Source organism: Enterococcus sp. DIV0170, from assembly GCF_051710765.1.
GTDB classification, from domain to species: Bacteria; Bacillota; Bacilli; order Lactobacillales; family Enterococcaceae; genus Enterococcus_A; species Enterococcus_A raffinosus.
Genome location: NZ_JBIOLG010000002.1, coordinates 1,141,076 through 1,163,432, shown reverse-complemented (window position 1 = coordinate 1,163,432; position 22,357 = coordinate 1,141,076). Strand labels below are relative to the sequence as shown.

The following is a 22,357-nucleotide window of genomic DNA, read 5'->3' as shown; positions in this document are numbered from 1 at the left end:
TCTTTTTAAGGATACTGTTTTTATTTTATTATTTTAAGTAAACTTGTTGACTTAACTAGTCAACAAGTTTACTATTAATGGTGTAAACGTTAACATTAGTAAGCACAGGCCATGCTTAAGAATTTGGAGGAAAATCATGTCAGAAAATTTTAAAGAAACAGCTAAAAGTATTATTGAACTTTCTGGTGGAAAAACAAATATTTCCAATGCACTACACTGCGCAACTAGAGTCCGTTTTAATATAAAGAATTTTGAGTTCGTGAATATTGATGAGTTAAAAGAGGTGCCTAGAGTCCTCGGAGTTATGAAGGTAGGAGATCAGCTGCAGATAATTATTGGTGCCGATGTCAATGCTGTTTTTGATGAGGTAGCTCTTCTTTTAAATGAAGGAACAGAGGAGAATGAACCTGAAGCTTTGTCCGATAAAAGTAAAAAAAATATTTTTAAATCCGTAGGTTTAGGAATTCTCGATGGTCTTTCTGGAACGATGGGGCCTGTTATTCCCGCAATCGTTGCTTGTGCCCTTTTCAAAATGTTTACTGCTATTTTAGGACCAGATTTATTAAATTTACTTCCAGTGGAAAGCGATATTTTTACTCTACTGACCTTTGTCGGAGACGCAGGTTTTTACTTTTTCCCAGTAATTGTAGGTTATTCTGCAGCTAAAAAATTTGGTGTTACACCTGTTTTAGGAATCCTATTAGGAGCAATTTTAATCCACCCAACTCTTATACAAATGGTTACAGAGGGCGCAAAATTTACAGTTTTTGGACTACCTGTTTACATGGTTGATTACAGTGGAACAATCATTCCAACCATCCTTTCTGTATGGGTAATGAGTTATGTAGAGAACTTCTTTAATAAGCATATTCATAGTTCGATAAGAAGTGTATTTGCACCCGCATTTACCATACTTGTTATGCTACCACTAGCTTTGTGTTTCATTGGACCGGCAGGCGCATTTTTAGGAAACTATGTTGTCAACGGTCTTTTAGGGTTACAAAATTATATTGGATTTTTAGGTGTAGCGATTATCTCTGCTTTGTATCCAATTCTTGTAATGACTGGTATGCACATGGTCCTCATTACAGCTCTTTTCCAAATCTTTGCTACTCAGGGATGGGATGGCTTTGCAGGGCCAGCTCTTTGCTATGCTAGTTTTTCTGTCATGGGAGTCGCGCTAGGTGCTTTCTTCAGATTAAAAGACAAGTCACAAAAATCTTTAGCAGCTAGCTATGCAATCACTGCTATAGTTGCTGGAACTTCTGAACCTGTAATCTATGGAATATGCACTCGCTATAAAAAACCATTTATAGGATTGATAGCTGGAGGCTTTGCAGGTGGTTTGTATGGTGGGCTCACTAGAGTAATCTCTGCAACGCTCGTACCCTCATCTAGTGTGACGGCAACACTCGCTTTCGTAGGGAAATCTGCAAGTAATCTGTATAACGGCATCATCGCTTCGTTGATTGCACTTGTTGTGGCTGCTGTCTGTACGTATCTTTTTGGTTTTGAAAAAGACGAACCTGGATTAGAGAGGTAAATATGTTTCATAAAAAAATAGAATTAAATGATACTGCATTTGTTGAGGCGTACATCCCAGACCCCATCATTTCATACAAAGTTAATAGGAAATGGCCAGCAGTAGTTATTTGCCCTGGAGGAGGTTATATGATCTCTGCGATAAAAGAAGGGGAAGCCGTGGCAATGCAATTTTTGTCCCAAGGCTATGCTTGTTTTGTTTTAAGATACTCCACATTTGTTAAAAGTCGAGAAGCTTATTCCAACGAGTTAGCTGAAATAAATGCCAATGGGTATTATCCATCGCAAATACTCGAGCTTATGGAAACCCTGTTTCTTATCAAAGAAAATTCTGAAGAGTGGTTTATAGACAACGATCATGTTTTTACAATGGGCTTCTCAGCAGGAGCACATATCGTTGCTATGGAGGCCTTTAGATGGAATGAGGATGAATTAATAAGCAAATTAGAATTTGTGCCAAAATCAAAAGAATTAAAACCTAGAGGAAGTATTTTATGCTATCCCATGCTGAATGCTAGAATGGATCATTTCACTAATAGTGAATTATCCAAATTTCAAAAGGATATGATGAATAAATGTCTGCATAAAAGTATAAGTCCAACTTTTGAACAATGCAAAGAATTAGAGGTTGAAAACTACCTTCAATCAGAAATTCCGGAGCTATTTATCTGGCATACTACGGAAGATACTGTAACGAATGCGAAGTATACCACTTCTTTAGTAAAAAAAATTCAAGATATTGGACGCCCCTGTGAATATCATCTTTTCAGGCAGGGGCGACATGGATTGGCATGTGGTAATAAGCACTATGCCAATAAGCCTGATGATATAAATATATCTATTAGTATGTGGTTACCTTTAGTTTTTAATTGGATGGGAGAAATATAACGAATGTTGGAAGAAGATAAAACAATTTTTGATTATAGATTGAAAAAAGAAAAAAAGTATTGTGACATGATAAAACAAGAAAGATTAAAAGACAATATTGAGAAGATTTCTTATTTTTCTAAACACTGTGGATACATAGATGGGTATATCTACAGACCTGAAGGATACGATTATCAAGCCAATTTGCCTGTTGTCTTTAACTTCCATGGCGGCGGGATGGTACTAAGTTATTGTGAACAGGATGGTATTTATTGTCAAGAGATCGCAAATAAGGTTGGCGTAGCAGTTATTAATGTTGATTATGCAGTCGCTCCTGAGTACAAGTTCCCACTACCAATCCTTTCCGCTTATGATTTTATTGACCAAGTTCTTGAGAATAGCAAACGATACAATCTTCAAAAAAATAATGTCCTATTAATGGGCCATAGCGCAGGAGGGTATATTTCAACAGCACTGTGCGTATTAAATGACACTAGAAAAAAACTTACTATCAAAGGACTAATTGCAGACTACGCTGTTTTAAGACAGGATGCCCCACCTTCAAATAGAAAAACCACTGACAAAGATAAATCAATTCCTGTTTCTAGAATGGAGGAGTATTTTAATTGGTATTTCAATAAGAATGATGATACAGCAAATCCGTTAGCCTCACCAATTAATGCGGATGGTAATATATTTCCTGCTACCCTTATTATTTCAGCTGAATATGATTCCTTGAAACAGGAAGAAGTAGCATTTGCAAAAAAATTACTCAAAAGTGGTGTCGAAGTAGAATATAAAGAGTTTAAGGATACAATGCACGGGTTCACACATAAATGGTTTGAGGAATTTCATGAGGAACAATCAAAAAAAGCGTGGGAATTGATGGAGAAATTTATTCAATCAAAATTATTTAATTGAATAAAAAATTGAAATTCAAATCTTAAGAAAAAAAGACTGAGATATAAATCTAGCTTCAAATAATACTTGTTTTCTACTAAAATTCCTTGAATGCTGTGGTAATCCATATCTGTTCATTCAATTGGGTAAAAATCGAAGCAATTACTTAAAAAGAGCGTAATGAAGATCGCGAAAATAAATTTTCAATTGTTACACCGACTATTTGCTCAAATCTATTGTTTATAGGAGGTTAACCAGTTTATTGAAAATATTTTAAATGCAGTAAGGAATGGTCTAGTTATCGAGTTGTAAGTAAGCTGTTTATTATGAAAGAAATCGGCTATTTAAATCTAAAAAGTTCCCATCAACAATTGACCCAGAAAAATTGTTACATAGGAATCCTTAGGAATAAAATTAGCTTCCCTAACAGGTTTTTTCAGGTGAAATCTGTTTGTTTTTTTAGCTGCCCCAAAATGATTACAGTTTGCAAAAACCCTTGTTTTCTCTATCAAATAACGTGTATAGTGATAAAACATTTTAATTTTTGGGGTGTAAAAAACTATGGTAAATAACCGTTATGAACAATTAAAAAAAGCAGAACTTGGTGCAATCATTAGTATCGCTGCCTACATCCTCGTTTCTGCAATGAAGCTGATCGTTGGTAATATGGCGAACTCAGAAGCCCTGCGTGCTGACGGTCTGAATAACTTTACAGACATACTCGCTTCCGTCGCAGTTTTAATCGGCCTTCGTATCTCACAGAAGCCTGCGGACGCGGAGCATCGCTATGGACATTGGAAGGCAGAGAATGTCGCAAGTTTAGTGACTTCTTTTATTATGCTGCTAGTCGGTCTGCAGGTTCTCTACAGCTCCATCCTTTCTGTAATCAACAAGAAGATGGAATCCCCCGATATAACTGCAGCCATTGTTGGACTCGTTTCTGCTGTTATTATGTATGGTGTCTATTTCTTCAATAAACGGTTGTCGGAGGAAGTTAAAAGTCCTGGTCTGCTGGCTGCCGCAAAGGACAATCGCAGCGATGCCTGGACAAGTATCGGTACTGCTATCGCTGTTTTTGCCGCGTCCTTTAATCTAGGATGGCTCGATAGCGTCGCGGCCATTGTTGTCGCGCTGCTGATTTTAAAAACGGCGATCGATATTTTTAAAGAAAGCGTCTTTACCTTATCTGACGGCTTCGATCAAGAGGAATTAGATCAATTCAATGAGGCCATCCGCAACATCCAACAAGTCCAATCAGTCAAAAACATCAAAGGACGAAGCTATGGCTCCAACATTTATCTTGATGTCACCGTGACTATGCGACCAGAGCTAACCGTCAAAGAAAGCCATGATGTCGCTGATCAGATCGAAAATCTACTGCGGGATAAATTTCAGGTTTTCGAGACGGATGTCCATGTGGAACCAAGTGAATAGTTGAAAAAAGGAACCTTCCGAGCCGCTCACTCAGAAGGTTCCTTTACGATTATTCTGTTATTATAAAGAGGATGATTGAATTTATTAGTTAAGAAAACTCAATTCTTCCTACTCTTTGACACGCAGTTATACTTTAATCCCCAGTTCCCTCATCTGACCAAGGCAAGTCCGTCGATAGCAGCGCCGCGAATTTTTTATAATCATCCCGTTCCTTCAATCGATGGTTTCGACGTTTTTCATAGCCTCCACACACCATTTTTTCCTCCTCTGTTTCTGGGAGGACCTTTGGAACTGTAAATTCCGTCTCTTCATTCATGTGAGAAGGCACTGCGACAAAGGTGGTGAAGCAAGTAGCTGCTAAATAGCGATCTCCAGTCGCGAGATCTTCGCCGATGACCTTCACAAAGACCTCCATCGACTTATTGTGTGTTCCGGACACATAGCACTTCACACAAACGGAATGATTGGCATGAAGAGGTTTTAGAAAATTCAGATTGTCTAGGGATGCTGTTACTGCGCCTCTGCGACAATGGCGAGAAATGGAAATAGACGCGGCATCATCGATCAACGTCATTAACTTTCCCCCAAATAAATAGCCAAAAGGATTCAAATCAAAAGGGAAAATTCGGTGGGTCTGAATCACACGAGATTCCCGACAGGTTTTTGTTTCAGTCAAAAAATTCACTCTTTCTTTGCATTATTTTTCTTCAATTCCTGTAAATTATCCCACCTTCTTACCTTTTTTTCAAAAATTCTGAAAGTATACAGTTTTACGGACATTCGGTATACTGGAAGTTAAAGGAGGAGGTCCATTTTATGGAAAAAGAAAAACCCTCGAAGATTATCCAATTTTTTGGCGGTAAAACATCGTATTACCTTATCGGGCTGGTTATTTTAAGTTCTCTAGCCATCTATTTATTGAATACTGTTTCCTTTATTTTTAGACCGATCGTGGTCATCATTACGACAGTTCTGCCGCCGATGGTCTTCGCATTATTGCTTTATTATTTACTGAATCCCGTGGTCAACTTCTTGAGTAAAAAGGGGCTTTCCCGTACCCTCAGCATTGTGCTTACGTATGTGGTGATTTTTGGTTTGCTTTTCTTTGGAGGTGCGAGACTCGTACCGGTCATCCAAGATCAGGCACAGGACTTAATAAAACAATTTCCTAAATATGTCGATGATTTTCAAAACGGGATTAAGAATATTTTGGATACGACACCCTTTGCGGCATCCTCAGGTGAAGCTCTGGATTCCATTGATAAGCTAGCGAAGGAAGCATTAAATTATTTAGGTAGTAATTGGCAAGACGGAGCGAAAGGCTTAGGAACAATTTTCTCAGCGGTCTCTAGTACCGCTATCACCTTATTTACCGGGCCGATCATTGCGTTCTTTCTTATTCAAAGTCCCCACAAGCTCTATCGTGCGGTCATTGATATGATTCCGCCTCGCTTTAGAAAAGACAGCCAGTCCCTAATCAAGATCGCGAATCAACAATTAGGCGCCTTTTTGAAAGGTCAAGTCATCGCTTCATTGCTCTTAGGCTTAATTTATTGGGTGGTCTTCTTATTGCTGGGGTTGCAGTATGCCACAGTTATCGCACTTGCCGCAGGAATCTTAAGCATCATTCCGTATATCGGATCGTTTTTGGCTTTCTTACCCGGGTTGTTCATCGCTTTTCAGGATTCAACCTTCATGGTGGTCAAATTCGTCATCGCCTGGTTTGTTGTCCAGCTTCTCCATGGAGACCTGGTTGTTCCTCGAGTGATGGGAGACAAATTAAAGATTCATCCCATTACGATCTTAGTGGTCTTATTGGTGATGGGAGATCTTTTAGGGCTAGTCGGTGTAATCTTCGGAATTCCGATCTATTCTATGATCAAATTATTGGTCGTTTTCATCTTCCGAAAATTCAAGCAACGCTACAACAAGTATTTTTCTGACGAAGGCGCTTATCGCAATACCGGCTTTTCAGAAGATGATTATCTCTAGATACATTAAAAAAACTGGTGTTGGTAAAAGGCTACCAACACCAGTTTTTGTTTAAAATATAAGTGGAATCCTTGAATTCCTTTAGATAAAGCCATCAAAATTTCAAAAAAGAACATTCAGTCAATTTGCTTCATAATTTATTAATGGCAAATTGACTAAAAGTACATCTTACTTTTAAAAAAATTTTCCACAAAAAACTGCTTGAGTACTTACTTCACCATTCAGAGAAATCGTTTTTCAAGCAGTTAATTTATTTTTAAACTACAGTTATTAGACAAAGTTCCGCAAATAGTGCGTACTTTGCTTGATCGAACGTTTGACATCTTCATAATCAGATTCATACGCGCGATCCTCAACTTCGATGCACGTATAGCCACTATACCGAATATCCGTTAATGCAGAAACGTATTTTCCCCAATCTACATCACCTAATCCCGGCAATTTGGGGCTCATGTATTCCAGCGGTGTCGCCATTATTCCAGATTCTTGCAGCTTGCTCCAATAAAGCTTAATGTCCTTATAATGGATATGAAACAGCTTGTCCTTGAATTCATATAAAGGTGCTAAATAATCCATCTGCTGCCAAACAAAATGTGAAGGATCAAAATTCAGACCAAGATAATCACTGTCTAGTAAATCAAAAATTTTTCGAAACAGTACGGGGGTGGTCATCAAATTCTGTCCCCCTGGCCATTCATCTTCAGTAAAGAGCATCGGACAATTTTCAATCGCGATCTTCACCTGCAATTTTTCAGCATACTTAACAATAGGCTTCCAAACTTTTTCTACTTCCTTTAAGTTTTCAGAAATCGTTTTTGTCGGCATCCGACCGATAAAAGTCGTTATTAAATTAATATCCATTAATTTAGCCGCATCAATAACCGAATAGATATGATCAATCACCTGCTGACGTTTGGCTAAATCCTCATCTAACGGGTTGGGATAATAAGCTAACGCGGATAGTACGACTTTCTTCTCTGCGGCATAACATTTATATTTTTCAGCTAGTTCTTTTGTCAGATTTTCTGTGTCAATATGCGAAACGCCTGCATAACGTCGTTCAGCCTTCCCTGCTGGCCAGCAAGCTACTTCTACACATTCCAAGCCATTTTCTGCCACGATGTCGATCATTTCAAAATAATTGCTTTGATCCAAAATTGCTGAAACCAAACCTAATTTCATATTTCCGCCTTCTTTCTATACTACGATCAATTTCAAACTATCGTAGCGGTCACATTTCAGTGAGCATCTTCGAACAACAATGGTTCATCTGTTATTCTTACTTTTATCAAATTTTGCAATTAAAACACACACTCTAAAATGACCGCACCGTCTATCCTTTTAAATAATGCTAAACGCTATCTATTCAAAATCTACTGACCGATGTTCTTTCGCCGAAATGCGAATCGCATCCACCAATTTCATTAATCGTAAGATTTCCGTCGGCTTAACCACTAGTTCCTCTCCATTCACAACATGGTTTTGATAATGTTCAAAAAACATTTCATGATTGACGTCTATGTTTGGAAGTTCTTCTGTGATTAATCTTCCTTCAGGCGGCGGACCAAATGAGCGTGTTGGCCCTGCCGCAGTCATCGTGATCTTTCCTGGAACATTCGTCAACAATTCACTGGTTCGAACAATTTTCCCTTCTGGATTAAAACCATCTACATACGCACTGCCACGACTGCCGCCAACAAACCAATGGCGCTCAAACCACCCCGGTTTTTCATTTAAGAAATAGGTTCCTAATTCAATTTGTCCGGTGATTCCGCTATCAAAATATAACTGAATATTGAAATAGTCATCCACCTCTGTATTGATAACATTCCTTACATCCGCAAAAACCGATTTCAGCTTTCCAGGAATCATCCATAGCATTTGGTCAAGTAAATGAACACCCCAATCGTAAAGCATTCCACCGCCAAACTCAGGATAAACATGCCAGTCATGCATATTTCCATTAAATCCATAAAGGGCATTTTTAATTGTAAAAATATCCCCTAAGCCGCCACTATCTACTACTTCCTTGATTAAGCGATAATCCTTGTCCCACCGTCGTTGATGATGAATAGTAAAACGGACGTTTGCTTTTTCAGTGATTTCAATCATTTGTTCAAATTCTTCCGCATTCATCGCCGCAGGCTTTTCGCAGATAATATCTTTTCCAGCTTCAGCAACTTTTTTTACCATTGGCAAGTGCAAATGATTTGGTACGGCAATAATCACAGTATCAACGTTTGGATCGGCGAGTAAATCGTCTGCTATTAAATACGTAGAGACACCTTCTCCTACTGGCTGCATTTTTTTCTTATCTATATCACAAACAGCTATTAATTCTGCATAGTCCAAATTTTTAATCGTATCCGCATGAGTCTGACCCATGAAGCCAAATCCAATGATGCCAAAGTGCAGCATAATATTTCCTCTTTTCCATTGTACGTATTAAGAAACTAAAAGTAATCGTCTTTGGTGAGAACCGAAGCTCAACACCTCATCCATCGCTGGAGGCATATAAGAAGAACTGAATCTGTGATCCACTTCAAGTTCATGATATCCTTCTTCAAGCCCCCCCTTCTTTTTAACATGAATGGTTGCAGGACTTAGCACGTTCCATTGGATATCGCCAATCTTCTCTAAGTCTTCCTGTTTATATGTTTCTCCTTCGATTTCCCAAAGGATATCTTCTTGAGGGATTGGTACTCCATCAATTTTGACTGAAATCGGTCGAATCTGAGACAACCATAATCCGCGATAATACATCAAGCGTATATCAAATTGGAAACCTGAAATTTCATCATTTGTGACGGTATTTCGGAAGCCTCTTGACTGAATGCATTCTTTATCTAACATCGTAATCCTCACTTTCCTAACATTCTTTTCATCATAAGTTGATGACGTTTTATTTGTTCTGACGTGTGCCCAGGAATATCCGCCTTCGCTCCTTCGTACTCGCTAATGAGATACCCACTCCAATTATTTGCTATCAGCATATCAATGATCTCTTTGTACGGAATAACGACTTCATTGAAATGATCATCCATTCGCAAGAACTTGGCATGACAGACATAAACATATTTTAGTAACGGAACGAGCTCCTCAACCTTGCTATGTTCACATGGTGGACCAACAAAATCATTTGCTCCAAACCCAATCAATGAATTATCACCTGTTTGAAAAATACTAAAATCAATATTCAGACCAAAATACGCTGTCTTCTCTTTTTCAATAAATTCAACGTAGTCATTGATCATTTTTGAATCAAGAATCGTTGGACTATGGATTTCTGGGCACATGCGAACATCATATTTTTCTGCTAATCCCAAGGCGCCCTTTATAAATTCACGCCAATTTTTTACAGGTGTTAATGTATCGTCAATAACCCCAAGCTTGGTACGCAGTACCTTAAAGCCAAGTTTATTGGCTAAAACAAAGTCTCGTTCCAACATTTCAATGCTTTCTTTTGTACTCAGCTCTCTTCCTTTATACAAACGAGCATCTACCCAATGCCCATATTCAGCTGGTTCCAACGCGTACTCCGCCAATTTACTATGCCATTCTTCGATCCATTGATCACTAACATTCGGATAGCTGGGAATGTGCGAATTCGCTAAAATTTCAACACCAGTCGCTCCCGTATCGCTAATATCCTTCAAAATATCATCAAAATCCATAGAGATGCCATAAACCTTGTTGTAGCTATAGGCAGTGACTCCTCGTTTGATTCCTTCTTTCATCATTTTTCCTCCTAAAAAATCTCGATTAATCAAATTCAATAACTTTTCCTGTTTTTGCAGATTGATAAATTGCTTCCAAGATTTGCGTAACAACGATTGCTTGTTCAGGCTTTACCATTGGATCTTTGCCTGTCTTGATCGCATCAATCCATTGTCTAGCTTCAACATCTCTTTGTTCAGTAGATTCTCCACTGAACCCAAATACTCCGCCTGCATCAGAAGGCTGTGTTTGCTCTAATTGATTGTGGTCCGCTTTGTTAAACACTACATATCCCTCATCCAAATAGGCTTTACCAAACATCTCAGCTCCAGCCTCTGTTCCACATAATGTCACTTGTGCTTCTTTAGGATTAATCATATTTAGTGCCCATGCTGCCTCTAAAAAGATTGTAGCGCCATTTTCCATCTTTATTAGACCAAATGCAGAATCTTCCGTTTCAAAAGTCTCTGGATTCCATGGACCAAACATGTTGGCCATTGGATTATCTTTTAATTTTTGATAGGTCGAGCCTAAAACCAGCTTAGGTTTATAGTTGTCCATAAACCATAAGGTTAGATCGAGTGCATGAGTACCAATATCAATTAGTGGGCCTCCTCCTTGCTTCTCTTTATCAGGAAAAACGCCCCAAGTTGGAACTCCTTTTCTTCGAATCGCATGAGCTTTAGCAAAATAAATATCTCCCAGTTCTCCATTCTGACAAGCTTCGTGCGTAACCAAAGAATCCGATCTAAATCGATTTTGATAACCAATCGTTAGTTTCTTTTTTGTTTTATTCGCCGCATCTAACATTTTTTTTGCTTCTGCATAGTTGATTGCCATTGGTTTTTCACACATCACGTGTTTATCTGCTTCTAAAGCCTCCACAGTAATAAAAGAATGCGAATTATTCGGTGTTAAGACATGAATTACATCAATACTCTTGTCCTCTAACAGCTTTTTATAATCGGCCGTTACTAACGCATCCGCACTTCCATATTGTCGGGCGGCTTCTTTTGCACGTTCAAGGACGATATCGCAAAAGCCCGTCATCTCAACTTCATCTGATAGTTTGGCTAATGCTGGAAAGTGCTTGCTATGAGCAATTCCGCCACAGCCAATAATTCCAATTTTTAATTTTGACATATTTTTCCTCCTTAGTGCTTAGGTACATAAATAGTCTATTACTTGTTCTGATACAGCACTTCTCAATCAGAACACTCCGATATGGTATTCATTTGCACACATTATTCTTCGAAAAGAATCCAAGTCATTTCAAAACCACATCCATATTTATTCACTTAACTCTTGCTCCACACGACGTTCATCAAGCTGCTTTCTAATATTGTCTGCATCAGAATCACTCATTTTCCAAAAAAAGCATAAACCTGCGGCAGCAAAGAATAAGAACGCTGGTAATAAATTGGCAACCAGATTTATCCCTTGAAGGGCTTCTGACGTTTGTTGCGCATTTGCTTGATACCCGAAGTGTCCCATAATAAGCAAACCAACTGACGCTCCAATAGCATTTCCTAATTTCGTCGCTAAACCATACGTTGCGTATGCGGTACCGTCCGTGCGAATACCCGTTTTTAGCTCCTGATAATCAACCGCATCAGCAATCATTGAGAGCGTGATTGGTGCTCCCATATTAAAGAGCCCAAACAAGATATGACCAAAAACAATCAACGGTAAATTATCAAAATCCGCAATATAAATAATCACTAATGCAATACCTTGAATCACTAATGGAATCGCCAACATTTTTATTTTTCCAAAACGTCGAACCAAAGGGACGACTAATAGCGAACCAATCACACCGCCAATGGATGGTATCGTCATTAACAAAGCAATCAAAGTAAACGCCCCTAAACAATAGATCACATAATAACTGGTTAAAGCGATTCTCCCCATAAATCCTGACATTTGCAAAACCATGATCCCAAATAGAAGCATCAAGTATTTATTTCCAACAATATTTTTAAATGTTTCCTTGATAGGAATTTTGCGCTTATCGTCAGCAACTTTGATAATTTCTTTACTCGAAATAAAAACAGCGAGAAACATCGGAATCGAAATAATCGCATAAATGACTGCTGTAGAGAAATACCCTCGACCCGTTGCAACCTCTGAACCCTCTGAAAATTTCAACATAATGAAGGAGGAGAAGAAATTCACAACAATCATTCCTACATTCATCCCTACTGAACGCCAAGCATTTAATTCATTTCTTTCATTCGCGTCCTCTGTCATTACCCCTGGCAATGCTCCATATGGAATATTTACAAGTGTATAAAGCATGCCTGATATCACATATGTCCCCGCAGCCCAAGCAATACCTGTCGACCCATTTCCAAAAGGAGCAGTGAAAGTGAGAACTGTAGACACTGCTAAAAAAGGTGTTCCAAACAAAATGTACGGTCTGAATCTCCCCCACTTGCTTTTAGTCCTCTCAGCAAAACCACCCATCATCGGATCATTGATTCCATCCCAAAGACGAGCGCATAACATGATAATCGATACAACACCTGGAGCTAGACCAACAATATCTGTGTAAAACACAGTTAAATAAGTTCCAGTAAAAGTCCAAACAAATTGACTAGCCAAATCTCCTAAACCATAAAGTATCATGCTAACCCGTGAAATTTTCTTTCTCTGAAGCATCATAGGCTCCATCTCCATTTCTCTATCAGCCATTGTAGTCCTCCTAGTTATAGTGTTTGTAATCGATTACATTTTTATATTAACCTCTCTCCTTTTAAGTTTCTTTGTATTCTCACATGAAATCTATAGTACTCGAATGCCAAAACAGGTTTTGTTATAATACTTTGGCACATCCGTACCATTCAGGTTTGACTTTTCTAAAATAACTATTTACTAAAAGTAGTGAGATAGAAATACTCTAAAAAAGAAAAAAAGACACAACTGATTCAACAGTTATGTCTGATTTCGACGAAAATCTATTAATAGTGCTTCATGTGATTCTAGCTCGAGCGAAAAATGGAGTTCATTATTTTTCGTTTCAATAATACTTTTGGTAAGATCTGGGCGAGATTTGTGCCAAAGAAAATCAACCTCTTCTTGAGAAAGCTCGGTATTTTCTCCAAGTTCTATCATTCGTTCTAACAAACTCCCATGCTCTCTGCCAATCCTAAAAGATAGAACCGTGTAATTTCCCGGCTCCACATCCTCTATTTTCAAATGCCATTTTTTTCTCTTTTTTCTTTTAAAAATAGAATAAACGTTTTTCTCATGAAAATCGCCTTCACTATTATAATAATAAGTGGTATTCAAATGATTATAAAAATAGAACAATCCAGAAAAATGATGTCTATTCTTTTTCGTAAAATATACACCTTTACCCTTATAGATTACCTCTAAAAACAAACGATTGAGAAAATCAAAAGCATAGTACCCTGGTTTTGGTATCCCTGTTTTTGTCAGTATCCCAGCTCCACCAAATATTTCTTGTTCATTTGTATCATAGGAAGTAGTTGATATATCAGACAATAGCCAGTACCCCATCATATCTACTTCATTCTTTACGTCAAGTATATTTTTGATAATATAGGTTGTCTTAAAGGCCGTATCATTTATGATGTGTCTGTTTAAGATCGTCACATTAAACTCTGTTATGAATAGGGGGATTTCTCTCTTAATTTGATTCAGCAATTTTTTGAAATCCTTTACACTATTTATCATGTATTCCGTATCTGGTGAAATAGGGTTCGCTCTTTTCCCTGTATAAAGCGACTGACTAATTTCATCCATATGGAATAATGAAATGCTAAAATAGTCTGGAAAGGTTCCCATCTTTTTCCAGTTTGATAAAAATTTTTCTACATCTTGCTTTTCAAGATCCAAGCCTAAGCCGCAGCCACCAATTTTTATCTTAGAATTGATTTTTCTTATCTCTGTGTAAACCTTATCGAAAAACCATAGATATCCCGTATCCTCTGAGATATTAACATAAGTATTTCCGTTTTTAATCTTCATCAAGTCAGATAGATCATTTGTCTTAACTACTAATTTACTAGGTTTCCATAGTTCGACAATCCATTTATCCAATGCAGTTTCTCCATATTTCTTTTTACAATGGTTGAAAAAAGCACTGTACCTTTCTAAAATGTCCTCAATAGCTTTTGAATGAAGTGTGTAAGGTGTGTGGATAATCGGTTCGCCGTGGGTCTTATAGATTGTTTTGCCTTTAAAACCTAATTCGATGAATGGGATAAGCCCTGCATCAATGATTGAAGATAAAATCATGTCAACTTTGGTAAAGTCGTATCTACCTTCGATTTTTGGAAGAACACTATTGCTTAACAATCCCCACAATCTTCCATAATGAAAGAATCCATAGTTAGCCACCATCTCTAATTGTTTATAGTACCCTGACATAAGAATATCCTCGGCATACCCTAAATTGATCAGCGATTTTCCTAGATCATGTTCTTCCAATGTGGCACTTGTTAATTGAAGTGTTTCTTCCAAAGATTGCTTTGCTTTTTGACCAAAATAAGCTTTTATATGTGAAAAATCTTCGCTTTCTTCATTTGGTTTGGAGTGAACCTTTACTTGCGCTTTGACCTCTTTTCGATAGGTGCTTGGAGTTAGTCCCTGATGCTTCTTAAAAAGTCGATTAAACGAATTTATATTATTAAATCCTGCTGAAAAGGCAATGTCTGTAATGGATTTCTCTGTCTTTAAAAGATCTACTCTAACTTTCGCCAACCTTTTTTCTATCAAATACTCTGTCATTGATTTTCCAAACAATTTCGTAAAACTTCTAGAAAGGTAGTGTTGCGAAACGTACAGTTTGTCAGCGATTTCAGAAACACTTATGTCTTGATCAAAATTGTTATCAAGATAGTTCTTGAGCTCCTCAACTTTTTTTGTCATTGACTTAATGTTATTTAATTTATTTCGATGAATATAATTATCCTCTAGTAATTCTAGTAGAGAGAAATATTGTCTTAAAAGACTTGATGCCTTTCCTTTCTCCTTAAAAATATAGGCCTCAATTAAAGAATTAATTCCCGATTTAATTTCTTCATCTACTAAAGATCCCTCCGTTACAGAGTTTCCGGAATAGGATAGATCATAGTGATTATCTTCAATTTCATTAACCAAAGAATAGTTAAACGACAGCTCAAAAACGATCGAGGAAGAAGAGAACGATAGATCATGCCGTATCGAGCGTGACAATAATATAAAATCATCCTTCTTCAAAGAAACGAAATTATTGTCGTAATCAATTGCTGTTTCTCCAACGAGTACATAAATAATGTGAACACGATTATCATAATACTGTACCGTTTCATTTTTTGTGACAAGTCTAACCTCTAACATATCCCACGGATTCGTAAATTTCATTCGTTCTACCTACTTTTTTTATAATTGGTCTTTTTGTAGTAATCGCATCACCCGTTAAACATAAATAGTGAGAGTAACATGCAACAATAAAGTTTTTCACAATATGTATTTCAAGATACTCAGCCTCTTCTCACTATTGAGGCTGATATAAATTGAATTATAGCATATTCATAAAAGTGATCCGAAGATGAAAAATGCTTAATATGCTACTTTTCTAGTGTAATATTCAACGTTTAAATGAAATTTATCCCCAAATACCTCTCTCTTCTGTTCATGTAAGTTGAATCTACCATAGCGCATTTCCTCGAGCGCTCTTGATAAATTTGATAGAAAAAGGAGCTGTATCCGCCTGGATACAGCTCCTTTTGACTATAATTTTTATAAGTAAATCGAGAAAAACATCAGCATCGCGCCCAGCATCACGAATAGATGCCAAACCACATGCATGTACCGACGATTCTTCATACTGTAAAAGACAGAACCAACGGTATAAGCAACTCCGCCACCGACCAACAATAGCAGCCCCTTCAGACCGACGCTTTGGTACAGACTTGGCAAAGCAATGACGACTGCCCACCCCATCACATTGTAGATGATCGTAGAAAGCTTCGATACGGACTTCACTTTGCTTAATGTCATGCTCTTATAGACAATCCCAACAATCGCCGCTAACCAAATCACACTCAACAGTGCAATCCCGATCGCTCCTTTAATATACAACAAGCAATAAGGCGTGTATGTCCCCGCGATCAACAGGTAGATCGAACAATGATCAAATACCTGAAAGACTTTCTTTGCTTTAGTAAAGATCAAGCTGTGATACAGGGTCGATGCTAAGAATAGCATCAACAGCGAAACACCATAAACAATAAATGATACATAATGCAGCCCGCTATCGGCCTTCTTCAGCAAAAAAACAAACCCAACAATACTCAACACCACGCCAATCCCATGCGTAACTGCATTTAACACTTCATTTGTGATTAGATATTTCCTGCTAAATTGTGTATCCATTTCATTGTCACCTCGAATGATTTATTAAAGACACTATATCATAGTTAACGAAATAATTCAAACTAGTTTTTAAAACTAGATGATGGATTATCCTAGTACAATTCCTTGTTTAATAAGCTTGTAGCCGAATACTAGCTCATCTCCAACAAAAATTTCCGCCTCTTTTTCCTCATTCAAAATGGTGATCAAGTGACTCAAGGTCAATAATTGATCCGCTTGTTTGCTCAAAATGATGGCATCATTCTCTACCTCCACAGTTAAATGATTGGTCTGTTTTTCTCCATCATTCACAAATACGTATCTATAAGAAGACAATTTTTTCATTTCCCCTGCCGCATCGACTTGAATCGCCGTTAATAAATCCTTGGCCTTCAACATGTTCACCTCGCATCTTTACATTCTCCTTTATTATAGCAAAAAGAAAACGGTGAATCGGGTTGAAAAGCTTCCCCATTCACCGCTAGATTTTAACTTCGATCCAAGCTCTTTGCTATCGTATTTCCCAAGGATTGAACGATTTGCACCAAGACAATCAATAAAATAATAGTCGTGTACATCACCCCCGGCTCATTTCGTAAAAAGCCATATTGGTAAGCGATACTGCCTAGCCCTCCTGCACCGACTAAGCCAGCCATCGCCGTCGCGCCAATCAAACCAATCATCGCAATCGTTAAGCCGCGGATAATCCCGCCTCGTGCTTCTCTCAGCAGCACACTGCGAATAATATGGAAATGGCTAATCCCCATCGCCTGATAGGCTTCAATCACCCCGCTGTCCACCTCCAGCAAGGAGGTCTCAACCAATCGAGCCAAATACGGTGCTGTATAGATAATCAACGGCAACAGCACGCCCTGAACTCCGATCGTTGTCCCCATAATCAGCTTGGTTAATGGCAAAATCAAAAATAAAAGAATAATAAAGGGCAAGGAACGCAAAACATTGATCACACTATTCAAAATCGAATACAAAGGAAGATTGCTGTTCAGTCCTCCTGGCCGAGCAATTACTAACAGTACACCTAATGGGATTCCAATAATAATTGACAGTGCAAGGGCTACACAGACCATTACAAGCGTTTGTCCTAATCCTTCGACGACTACATTTCCCCATTGGCTCCAAAACTCACTCATTAAACAACCTCCTCAATCAAGACACCTTGGCTTCTGATATATTCCTTCGCCAGATGAAAGTCTGTCTCTGTTCCACCGTCAAATTGAACCAAGAGTTGTCCATGACGCTTTTCCTTCAAATAGCCGATATTGCCGCTTAGAATATTGGGACTCAACTGAAAATCCTTCGCGACCCGTGCTAAAACTGGTTCTGTGGCTTCTTCTCCGATAAATTGCAGCTGGACAAGTCGTCCACTCCCCTTATAGCTGGCTAAAACCTCTTCTGGGACGTTGTAGCCCTCATTGGCACCGATAAACCGTTTTGTCGTTTCCTCTTTCGGACGGGTGAATAGATCGATCACAGGGCCTGCCTCGACGATCCTGCCATCCTCCATTACCGCCACACGATCACAGATTCGTTGAACCACATCAATTTCATGGGTAATTAGAAATATCGTGATGCCCAGCTCCTGATTAATCTTCGTCAACAAAGCCAAAATGGATTCCGTCGTTTCTGGATCCAGGGCGCTCGTCGCCTCATCTGATAGTAAAATCTCTGGTTCATGAGCCAACGCTCGAGCAATCGCCACTCGTTGCCGCTGCCCGCCTGACAACTGTGCAGGATAATTATCCTTTCGATCTGTCAACCCAACCAAGTCCAAGTATTTTGCTACCCGTTCCGTGATAACCTCTTTGGGGACCCCCTCCAGCTTTAAGGGTTTCGCGATATTCTCATAAACCGTTGCCGTAGACAGTAAGTTATACCCCTGAAAAATCATGCCGATCTTCCGTCTAGTTAACAATAATTCTTTTTTGTTTAGTTCTCGTAAATTCTGCCCATTAATCAGAATATCTCCTGTCGTAGGTGGCTCTAAAAAGTTGATCATGCGGATTAGAGTGGATTTTCCGGCACCTGAATACCCGACTACTCCAAAGATTTCCCCTTTTTCAATGGTTAGATCAACGTCCTTCACCGCTTCGATGCGGCGCTTTTTTTGCTGATAAACCTTTGATACCTGCTTAAGCTCGATCATATGAATCCTCCCTATAATTAAAACGCTGGAACAACAGAACCTTTGAATTTTTCTTCAATAAATTTCTTTGTTTCATCCGATTGATAATACTTTTTGATTTCTTTTACGATTTTGTCGTCTTTGTTTTCTGTCCGCACGGCAAACACATTGTAATTCGGATTGTCCTCTAATGGTTCATGATAGATCGCATCCTCATTGATGGTCAGTCCAGCTCCAAAGGCGAAGTTTGTATTGATTGCTGCAGCGGCCAACTCATTTAACTGTGAAGGAATTTGAGAAGCCTCCAGCTCAACGATTTCGATATCTTTCGGATTTTCTGCGATATCATTCTTTGTCGCCTTTACTTCAACGCCGTCCTTCAGCTTCAAGACCCCTGCTTCTTCTAAAAGCTTCAATGCACGGTATTCATTGGTTGGGTCATTAGGTACACCCACTTTATCTCCTTTTTGAAGTTTACTTAAATTAGAAAGTTTTTTAGAGTAAACCCCTAATGGGAAAGCCACTGTTTTAAAGGCTGTTTCAATTTTATAATCCTTGTCCTTCACCTGCTGCTCCAAGAAGGACAGTGTTTGATAGCTGTTACCATCCAAATCGCCGTCATTTAGTGCTGTATTCGGCGTATTGTAATCATCGAAGCTCTTAACTTTGATCTCGATGCCGTCCTTTTTCGCTTGTTTCGCAACCTCTTCCAAAATTTCCTGGTGTGGTCCCGAAGTCACGCCGATCGTTACCTTCTTTTCATCTAACGGCTGTGCTTCCCCTTTCGCCCCGCAGCCAGCCAACACACCACTCACTGCCAATGCTGCTATTCCTAATAAAATCCCTCTACCTAATTTTTTCATCTTCATTTTCCTCCTACTTTGATGTCCTGTTTTTCAGTCAATAAGCTAATGAGCAAAGAAAAAAGCCCGTCCGCTTCCACACACTATGTGCTGGAAAAGGACGAGCTAACTCGCGATACCACCTTCATTTGCAACAGCCTCACAACTATTGCCTCAACAAGTACAACCATACTTGAGCGTTGTTAACGAGCGCTGCCCCGTCATTGCCTACTTATCGACAATGCCATTCAGAGACCATTTTCTAAATCCTTCCACATATCCGCTCCCACCTACTCGGACTCTCTTTGATGTTTTGTGATTTATACTTTTCTCTTCATCACGTTTCTTCATTTAGCAAATTGTTAAATCGTATCTTACACGTTCCCATAACCGTTGTCAATACTTTTTATCATCAAAAACACAGTTGACTTTAATTTTAACAAGGAATAAACTAGTTGAAATCTCACCGTTTTTTATTTTATATCAGTGAAATTCAGACATGCTTTATGGAAAAAGCGGATTCTGATAACATATAAGGAGTTGAATTCAATGGACATCACTACTGAAGTACGACCAGGCGCTAATCGCTACGCCTGCGGAGAAGGCCTTTTGCAGGATTTACCCAGCTATTTAGCTGGATTTAAGAAAATTTCCGTTATTACAGGGGAAAAATCCTCTAACGCATTCAAGAAATACTATCGCAAAGAGCTCCACTACCCTACTTATCGCTACGACGGCAGCTCAAGCCACGAAAATGCTGTTGAACTAGCGAATAAAATTGGACAAGCAGAACTGATTTTAGCTATTGGTGCCGGCCGTGTGATTGACACAGCGAAGATGACCGCAGAAGAACTAAACGCGGAGCTGATGGTCATTCCCACTTTAATCTCGAATTGTGCCCCTTTTACACCCATTGTCGCGGTTTATCACCCAAATCGTACCTTTAAGGCAATGGGCTTCATGAAGCGCGCACCATTTCTAACTTTGGTGGATTCAAAATTTCTTTTGGCAACACCCAAGGACTATTTTGTTGCTGGTATTGGCGATACGTTAGCTAAATGGTATGAAATTGAAGGAATCACTCGAAATCTGGAAGAGGATAAAAAGTCTGCTTACGTTCGCTTAGGAATCGCCAGTGCTAAAGCGATTCAGGAGCTTCTACTAGCAGATGCTGTCCCAGCGATTAATGACCTTGAGCATCGGAAAGCAACGCCTGCTTTCAGCCGTGTGACAGACACTATCATTGGGTTAGCTGGAGAAACGGGAGGGTTTGCTGCCTCATTCGGACGTTCAGCTGGCGCTCATGCTATCCATGATGGCCTGTCCTATCTTGAAAGCACTCATGAACAGCTTCATGGGATGAAGGTTGCTTATGGTATCCTTGTTCAATTGGCTCATACGAACAATTTAGACGAGATCCAAAAATTGAAGGCTTTTTATCAAGAAACAGGACTTCCTCTGAAATTAAAAGAGTTAAACGTCCTGAACACTTCTAAAGAAGCATTGGAACCTGTCATTAATCACGCCGCCTCCACTAATGAAACATTTAATATGGTTGACCCTAAAATCACAGCCGATCAGATCTACGAAGCGATTCAAATCGTTGAATCCTTATAAAGTTTACTTTTTAACCAATGAGGTTTACCTCATTGGTTTTTTTGTGGTCTACCTTAATTTAAACAATTAATGTTTACCTTAATAAAAATCTATCATATAAATGAAGTTAACCGTATATAAGCCTTTTAAATCAATACTTTATTTGTAGTTTACTTTATAAAGATACATGAACTAGTAAATATAAGGTTTACTCCATTCATTTTATATAAAGTAAACTTTTAATGATTAGAGTACACCTTAATAGTTGACAAAAATCGTATCAATTAAAGTTTACTCCATTTGCTACAATTTAACGTTTACTGTAATTCATTTCGCTATATCCCTTTTATTATCAGCATTAATTTTAAGGTTTACTGCATTTATTTGAAAGAATAGATAAAAGTTTACTGTATTTAAAGTTATAGAAGTATACTTTTATTAGACACATTTAAGTATACTTTAAATCATTAAAAGTATACTTAAATTCGTTTTTATAAGGTAAACCTTTTATATAAATTTAAAGTATACTTTTTATTCAAGGTTTACCTTTTTGATTTTAATTTAAGTTTACTTTTTAGTCTAATAAAGGTTTACTCTTAGAAGAGCCAATAATATAAGTTTACCTTAATCAGATGGATTTTTTAAGGTAAACCTATTTATATATGGTTTACCTTTTATTCATATTTTGCAGTAAACCTTTAAAGTTTGAGGTTTACTTTTTTAATAATTACTCAATTTAAAGTATACCTTGTTTTCTAATAAGGTATACTATTTAATTATTTAAGTTTACCTTTTACTACTATAAATGCCTATTTAACAGTATTATACGTACAATAAAGTAGACTTTTTAATTAATATAGTTTACTATAAATAAAATACGGGTAAACTCAATTTTATTACAGAGTAAACTTTATCTATATTTAAGTAAACTCTAATTTATTATTTAAAGTATACTTTATAA

Annotated in this window: 19 protein-coding genes and 1 other annotated feature; of the genes, 6 read left to right on the top strand and 13 right to left on the bottom strand. The window is 38.0% G+C overall.

From position 1 onward, the window contains the following. Window positions 1-136 precede the first annotated feature (136 nt). The 4 genes from IGI50_RS20985 (at window position 137) to IGI50_RS20970 (ending at window position 4,743) form a co-directional block, all read left to right on the top strand. Entirely contained in the window at window positions 137-1,543 is a 1,407-nt protein-coding gene (locus IGI50_RS20985) for a PTS transporter subunit EIIC (protein WP_438778414.1), read from the top strand. Window positions 1,544-1,545: 2 nt separating this feature from the next. After that, on the top strand, window positions 1,546-2,430 hold the full coding sequence (locus IGI50_RS20980) for an alpha/beta hydrolase (protein WP_438778413.1): 885 nt from the start codon (window positions 1,546-1,548) through the stop codon (window positions 2,428-2,430). A gap of 3 nt (window positions 2,431-2,433) precedes the next feature. After that, complete coding sequence (locus tag IGI50_RS20975) at window positions 2,434-3,330, top strand: alpha/beta hydrolase (RefSeq protein WP_438778412.1); 897 nt, start codon at window positions 2,434-2,436, stop codon at window positions 3,328-3,330. A gap of 540 nt (window positions 3,331-3,870) precedes the next feature. Further along, on the top strand, window positions 3,871-4,743 hold the full coding sequence (locus IGI50_RS20970) for a cation diffusion facilitator family transporter (protein ID WP_438778411.1): 873 nt from the start codon (window positions 3,871-3,873) through the stop codon (window positions 4,741-4,743). 133 nt (window positions 4,744-4,876) lie between these two features. Here IGI50_RS20970 and IGI50_RS20965 read toward each other — a convergent pair whose 3' ends face one another. Then, window positions 4,877-5,419, bottom strand: coding sequence for an acyl-CoA thioesterase (locus IGI50_RS20965; protein ID WP_438778410.1), 543 nt, complete (start codon window positions 5,417-5,419; stop codon window positions 4,877-4,879). 140 nt (window positions 5,420-5,559) lie between these two features. Between IGI50_RS20965 and IGI50_RS20960 the strand changes: the two genes are divergently transcribed. Next, the gene (locus IGI50_RS20960) at window positions 5,560-6,735 is read left to right on the top strand and encodes an AI-2E family transporter (protein ID WP_060789449.1); all 1,176 of its coding nucleotides are present in this window, start codon (window positions 5,560-5,562) and stop codon (window positions 6,733-6,735) included. A gap of 270 nt (window positions 6,736-7,005) precedes the next feature. Here IGI50_RS20960 and IGI50_RS20955 read toward each other — a convergent pair whose 3' ends face one another. The 12 genes from IGI50_RS20955 to IGI50_RS20900 form a co-directional block, all read right to left on the bottom strand. Continuing rightward, a complete protein-coding gene (locus tag IGI50_RS20955; RefSeq protein ID WP_438778409.1) occupies window positions 7,006-7,917 on the bottom strand; it encodes a sugar phosphate isomerase/epimerase family protein in 912 nt (303 codons plus the stop codon). 180 nt (window positions 7,918-8,097) lie between these two features. Next, window positions 8,098-9,153, bottom strand: a complete 1,056-nt coding sequence (locus tag IGI50_RS20950; protein ID WP_438778408.1) for a Gfo/Idh/MocA family protein — start codon at window positions 9,151-9,153, stop codon at window positions 8,098-8,100. A 27-nt stretch (window positions 9,154-9,180) separates the two neighbouring features. Further along, the gene (locus IGI50_RS20945; protein ID WP_438778407.1) at window positions 9,181-9,588 is read right to left on the bottom strand and encodes a C-glycoside deglycosidase beta subunit domain-containing protein; all 408 of its coding nucleotides are present in this window, start codon (window positions 9,586-9,588) and stop codon (window positions 9,181-9,183) included. An 8-nt stretch (window positions 9,589-9,596) separates the two neighbouring features. After that, window positions 9,597-10,475 (bottom strand): sugar phosphate isomerase/epimerase family protein, encoded by an 879-nt coding sequence (locus IGI50_RS20940; protein WP_438778406.1) that lies wholly within the window; start codon window positions 10,473-10,475, stop codon window positions 9,597-9,599. A gap of 22 nt (window positions 10,476-10,497) precedes the next feature. Next, window positions 10,498-11,595: a Gfo/Idh/MocA family protein gene (locus IGI50_RS20935; RefSeq protein WP_438778405.1), complete on the bottom strand. Its 1,098-nt coding sequence runs from the start codon at window positions 11,593-11,595 to the stop codon at window positions 10,498-10,500. A 147-nt stretch (window positions 11,596-11,742) separates the two neighbouring features. Next, on the bottom strand, window positions 11,743-13,146 hold the full coding sequence (locus IGI50_RS20930; RefSeq protein ID WP_438778404.1) for an MFS transporter: 1,404 nt from the start codon (window positions 13,144-13,146) through the stop codon (window positions 11,743-11,745). Between the two features lie 240 nt (window positions 13,147-13,386). Beyond that, a complete protein-coding gene (locus IGI50_RS20925) occupies window positions 13,387-15,579 on the bottom strand; it encodes a GH39 family glycosyl hydrolase (RefSeq protein ID WP_438778403.1) in 2,193 nt (730 codons plus the stop codon). 621 nt (window positions 15,580-16,200) lie between these two features. Beyond that, window positions 16,201-16,836 (bottom strand): PAQR family membrane homeostasis protein TrhA, encoded by a 636-nt coding sequence (gene trhA, locus IGI50_RS20920; RefSeq protein ID WP_060789448.1) that lies wholly within the window; start codon window positions 16,834-16,836, stop codon window positions 16,201-16,203. 87 nt (window positions 16,837-16,923) lie between these two features. Beyond that, complete coding sequence (locus tag IGI50_RS20915) at window positions 16,924-17,214, bottom strand: hypothetical protein (RefSeq protein ID WP_438778402.1); 291 nt, start codon at window positions 17,212-17,214, stop codon at window positions 16,924-16,926. 89 nt (window positions 17,215-17,303) lie between these two features. Then, a complete protein-coding gene (locus IGI50_RS20910; RefSeq protein ID WP_060789447.1) occupies window positions 17,304-17,966 on the bottom strand; it encodes a methionine ABC transporter permease in 663 nt (220 codons plus the stop codon). After that, on the bottom strand, window positions 17,966-18,979 hold the full coding sequence (locus IGI50_RS20905; RefSeq protein ID WP_060789446.1) for a methionine ABC transporter ATP-binding protein: 1,014 nt from the start codon (window positions 18,977-18,979) through the stop codon (window positions 17,966-17,968). The genes IGI50_RS20910 and IGI50_RS20905 overlap by 1 nt, the downstream gene beginning before the upstream one ends. Before the next feature lie 17 nt (window positions 18,980-18,996). After that, the gene (locus IGI50_RS20900) at window positions 18,997-19,821 is read right to left on the bottom strand and encodes a MetQ/NlpA family ABC transporter substrate-binding protein (protein ID WP_028021069.1); all 825 of its coding nucleotides are present in this window, start codon (window positions 19,819-19,821) and stop codon (window positions 18,997-18,999) included. Window positions 19,822-19,914: 93 nt separating this feature from the next. Further along, window positions 19,915-20,147, bottom strand: a binding site (T-box leader). Between the two features lie 202 nt (window positions 20,148-20,349). Here IGI50_RS20900 and IGI50_RS20895 point away from each other — a divergent pair. Beyond that, window positions 20,350-21,417 (top strand): iron-containing alcohol dehydrogenase family protein, encoded by a 1,068-nt coding sequence (locus IGI50_RS20895; protein ID WP_060789445.1) that lies wholly within the window; start codon window positions 20,350-20,352, stop codon window positions 21,415-21,417. Window positions 21,418-22,357 lie beyond the last annotated feature (940 nt).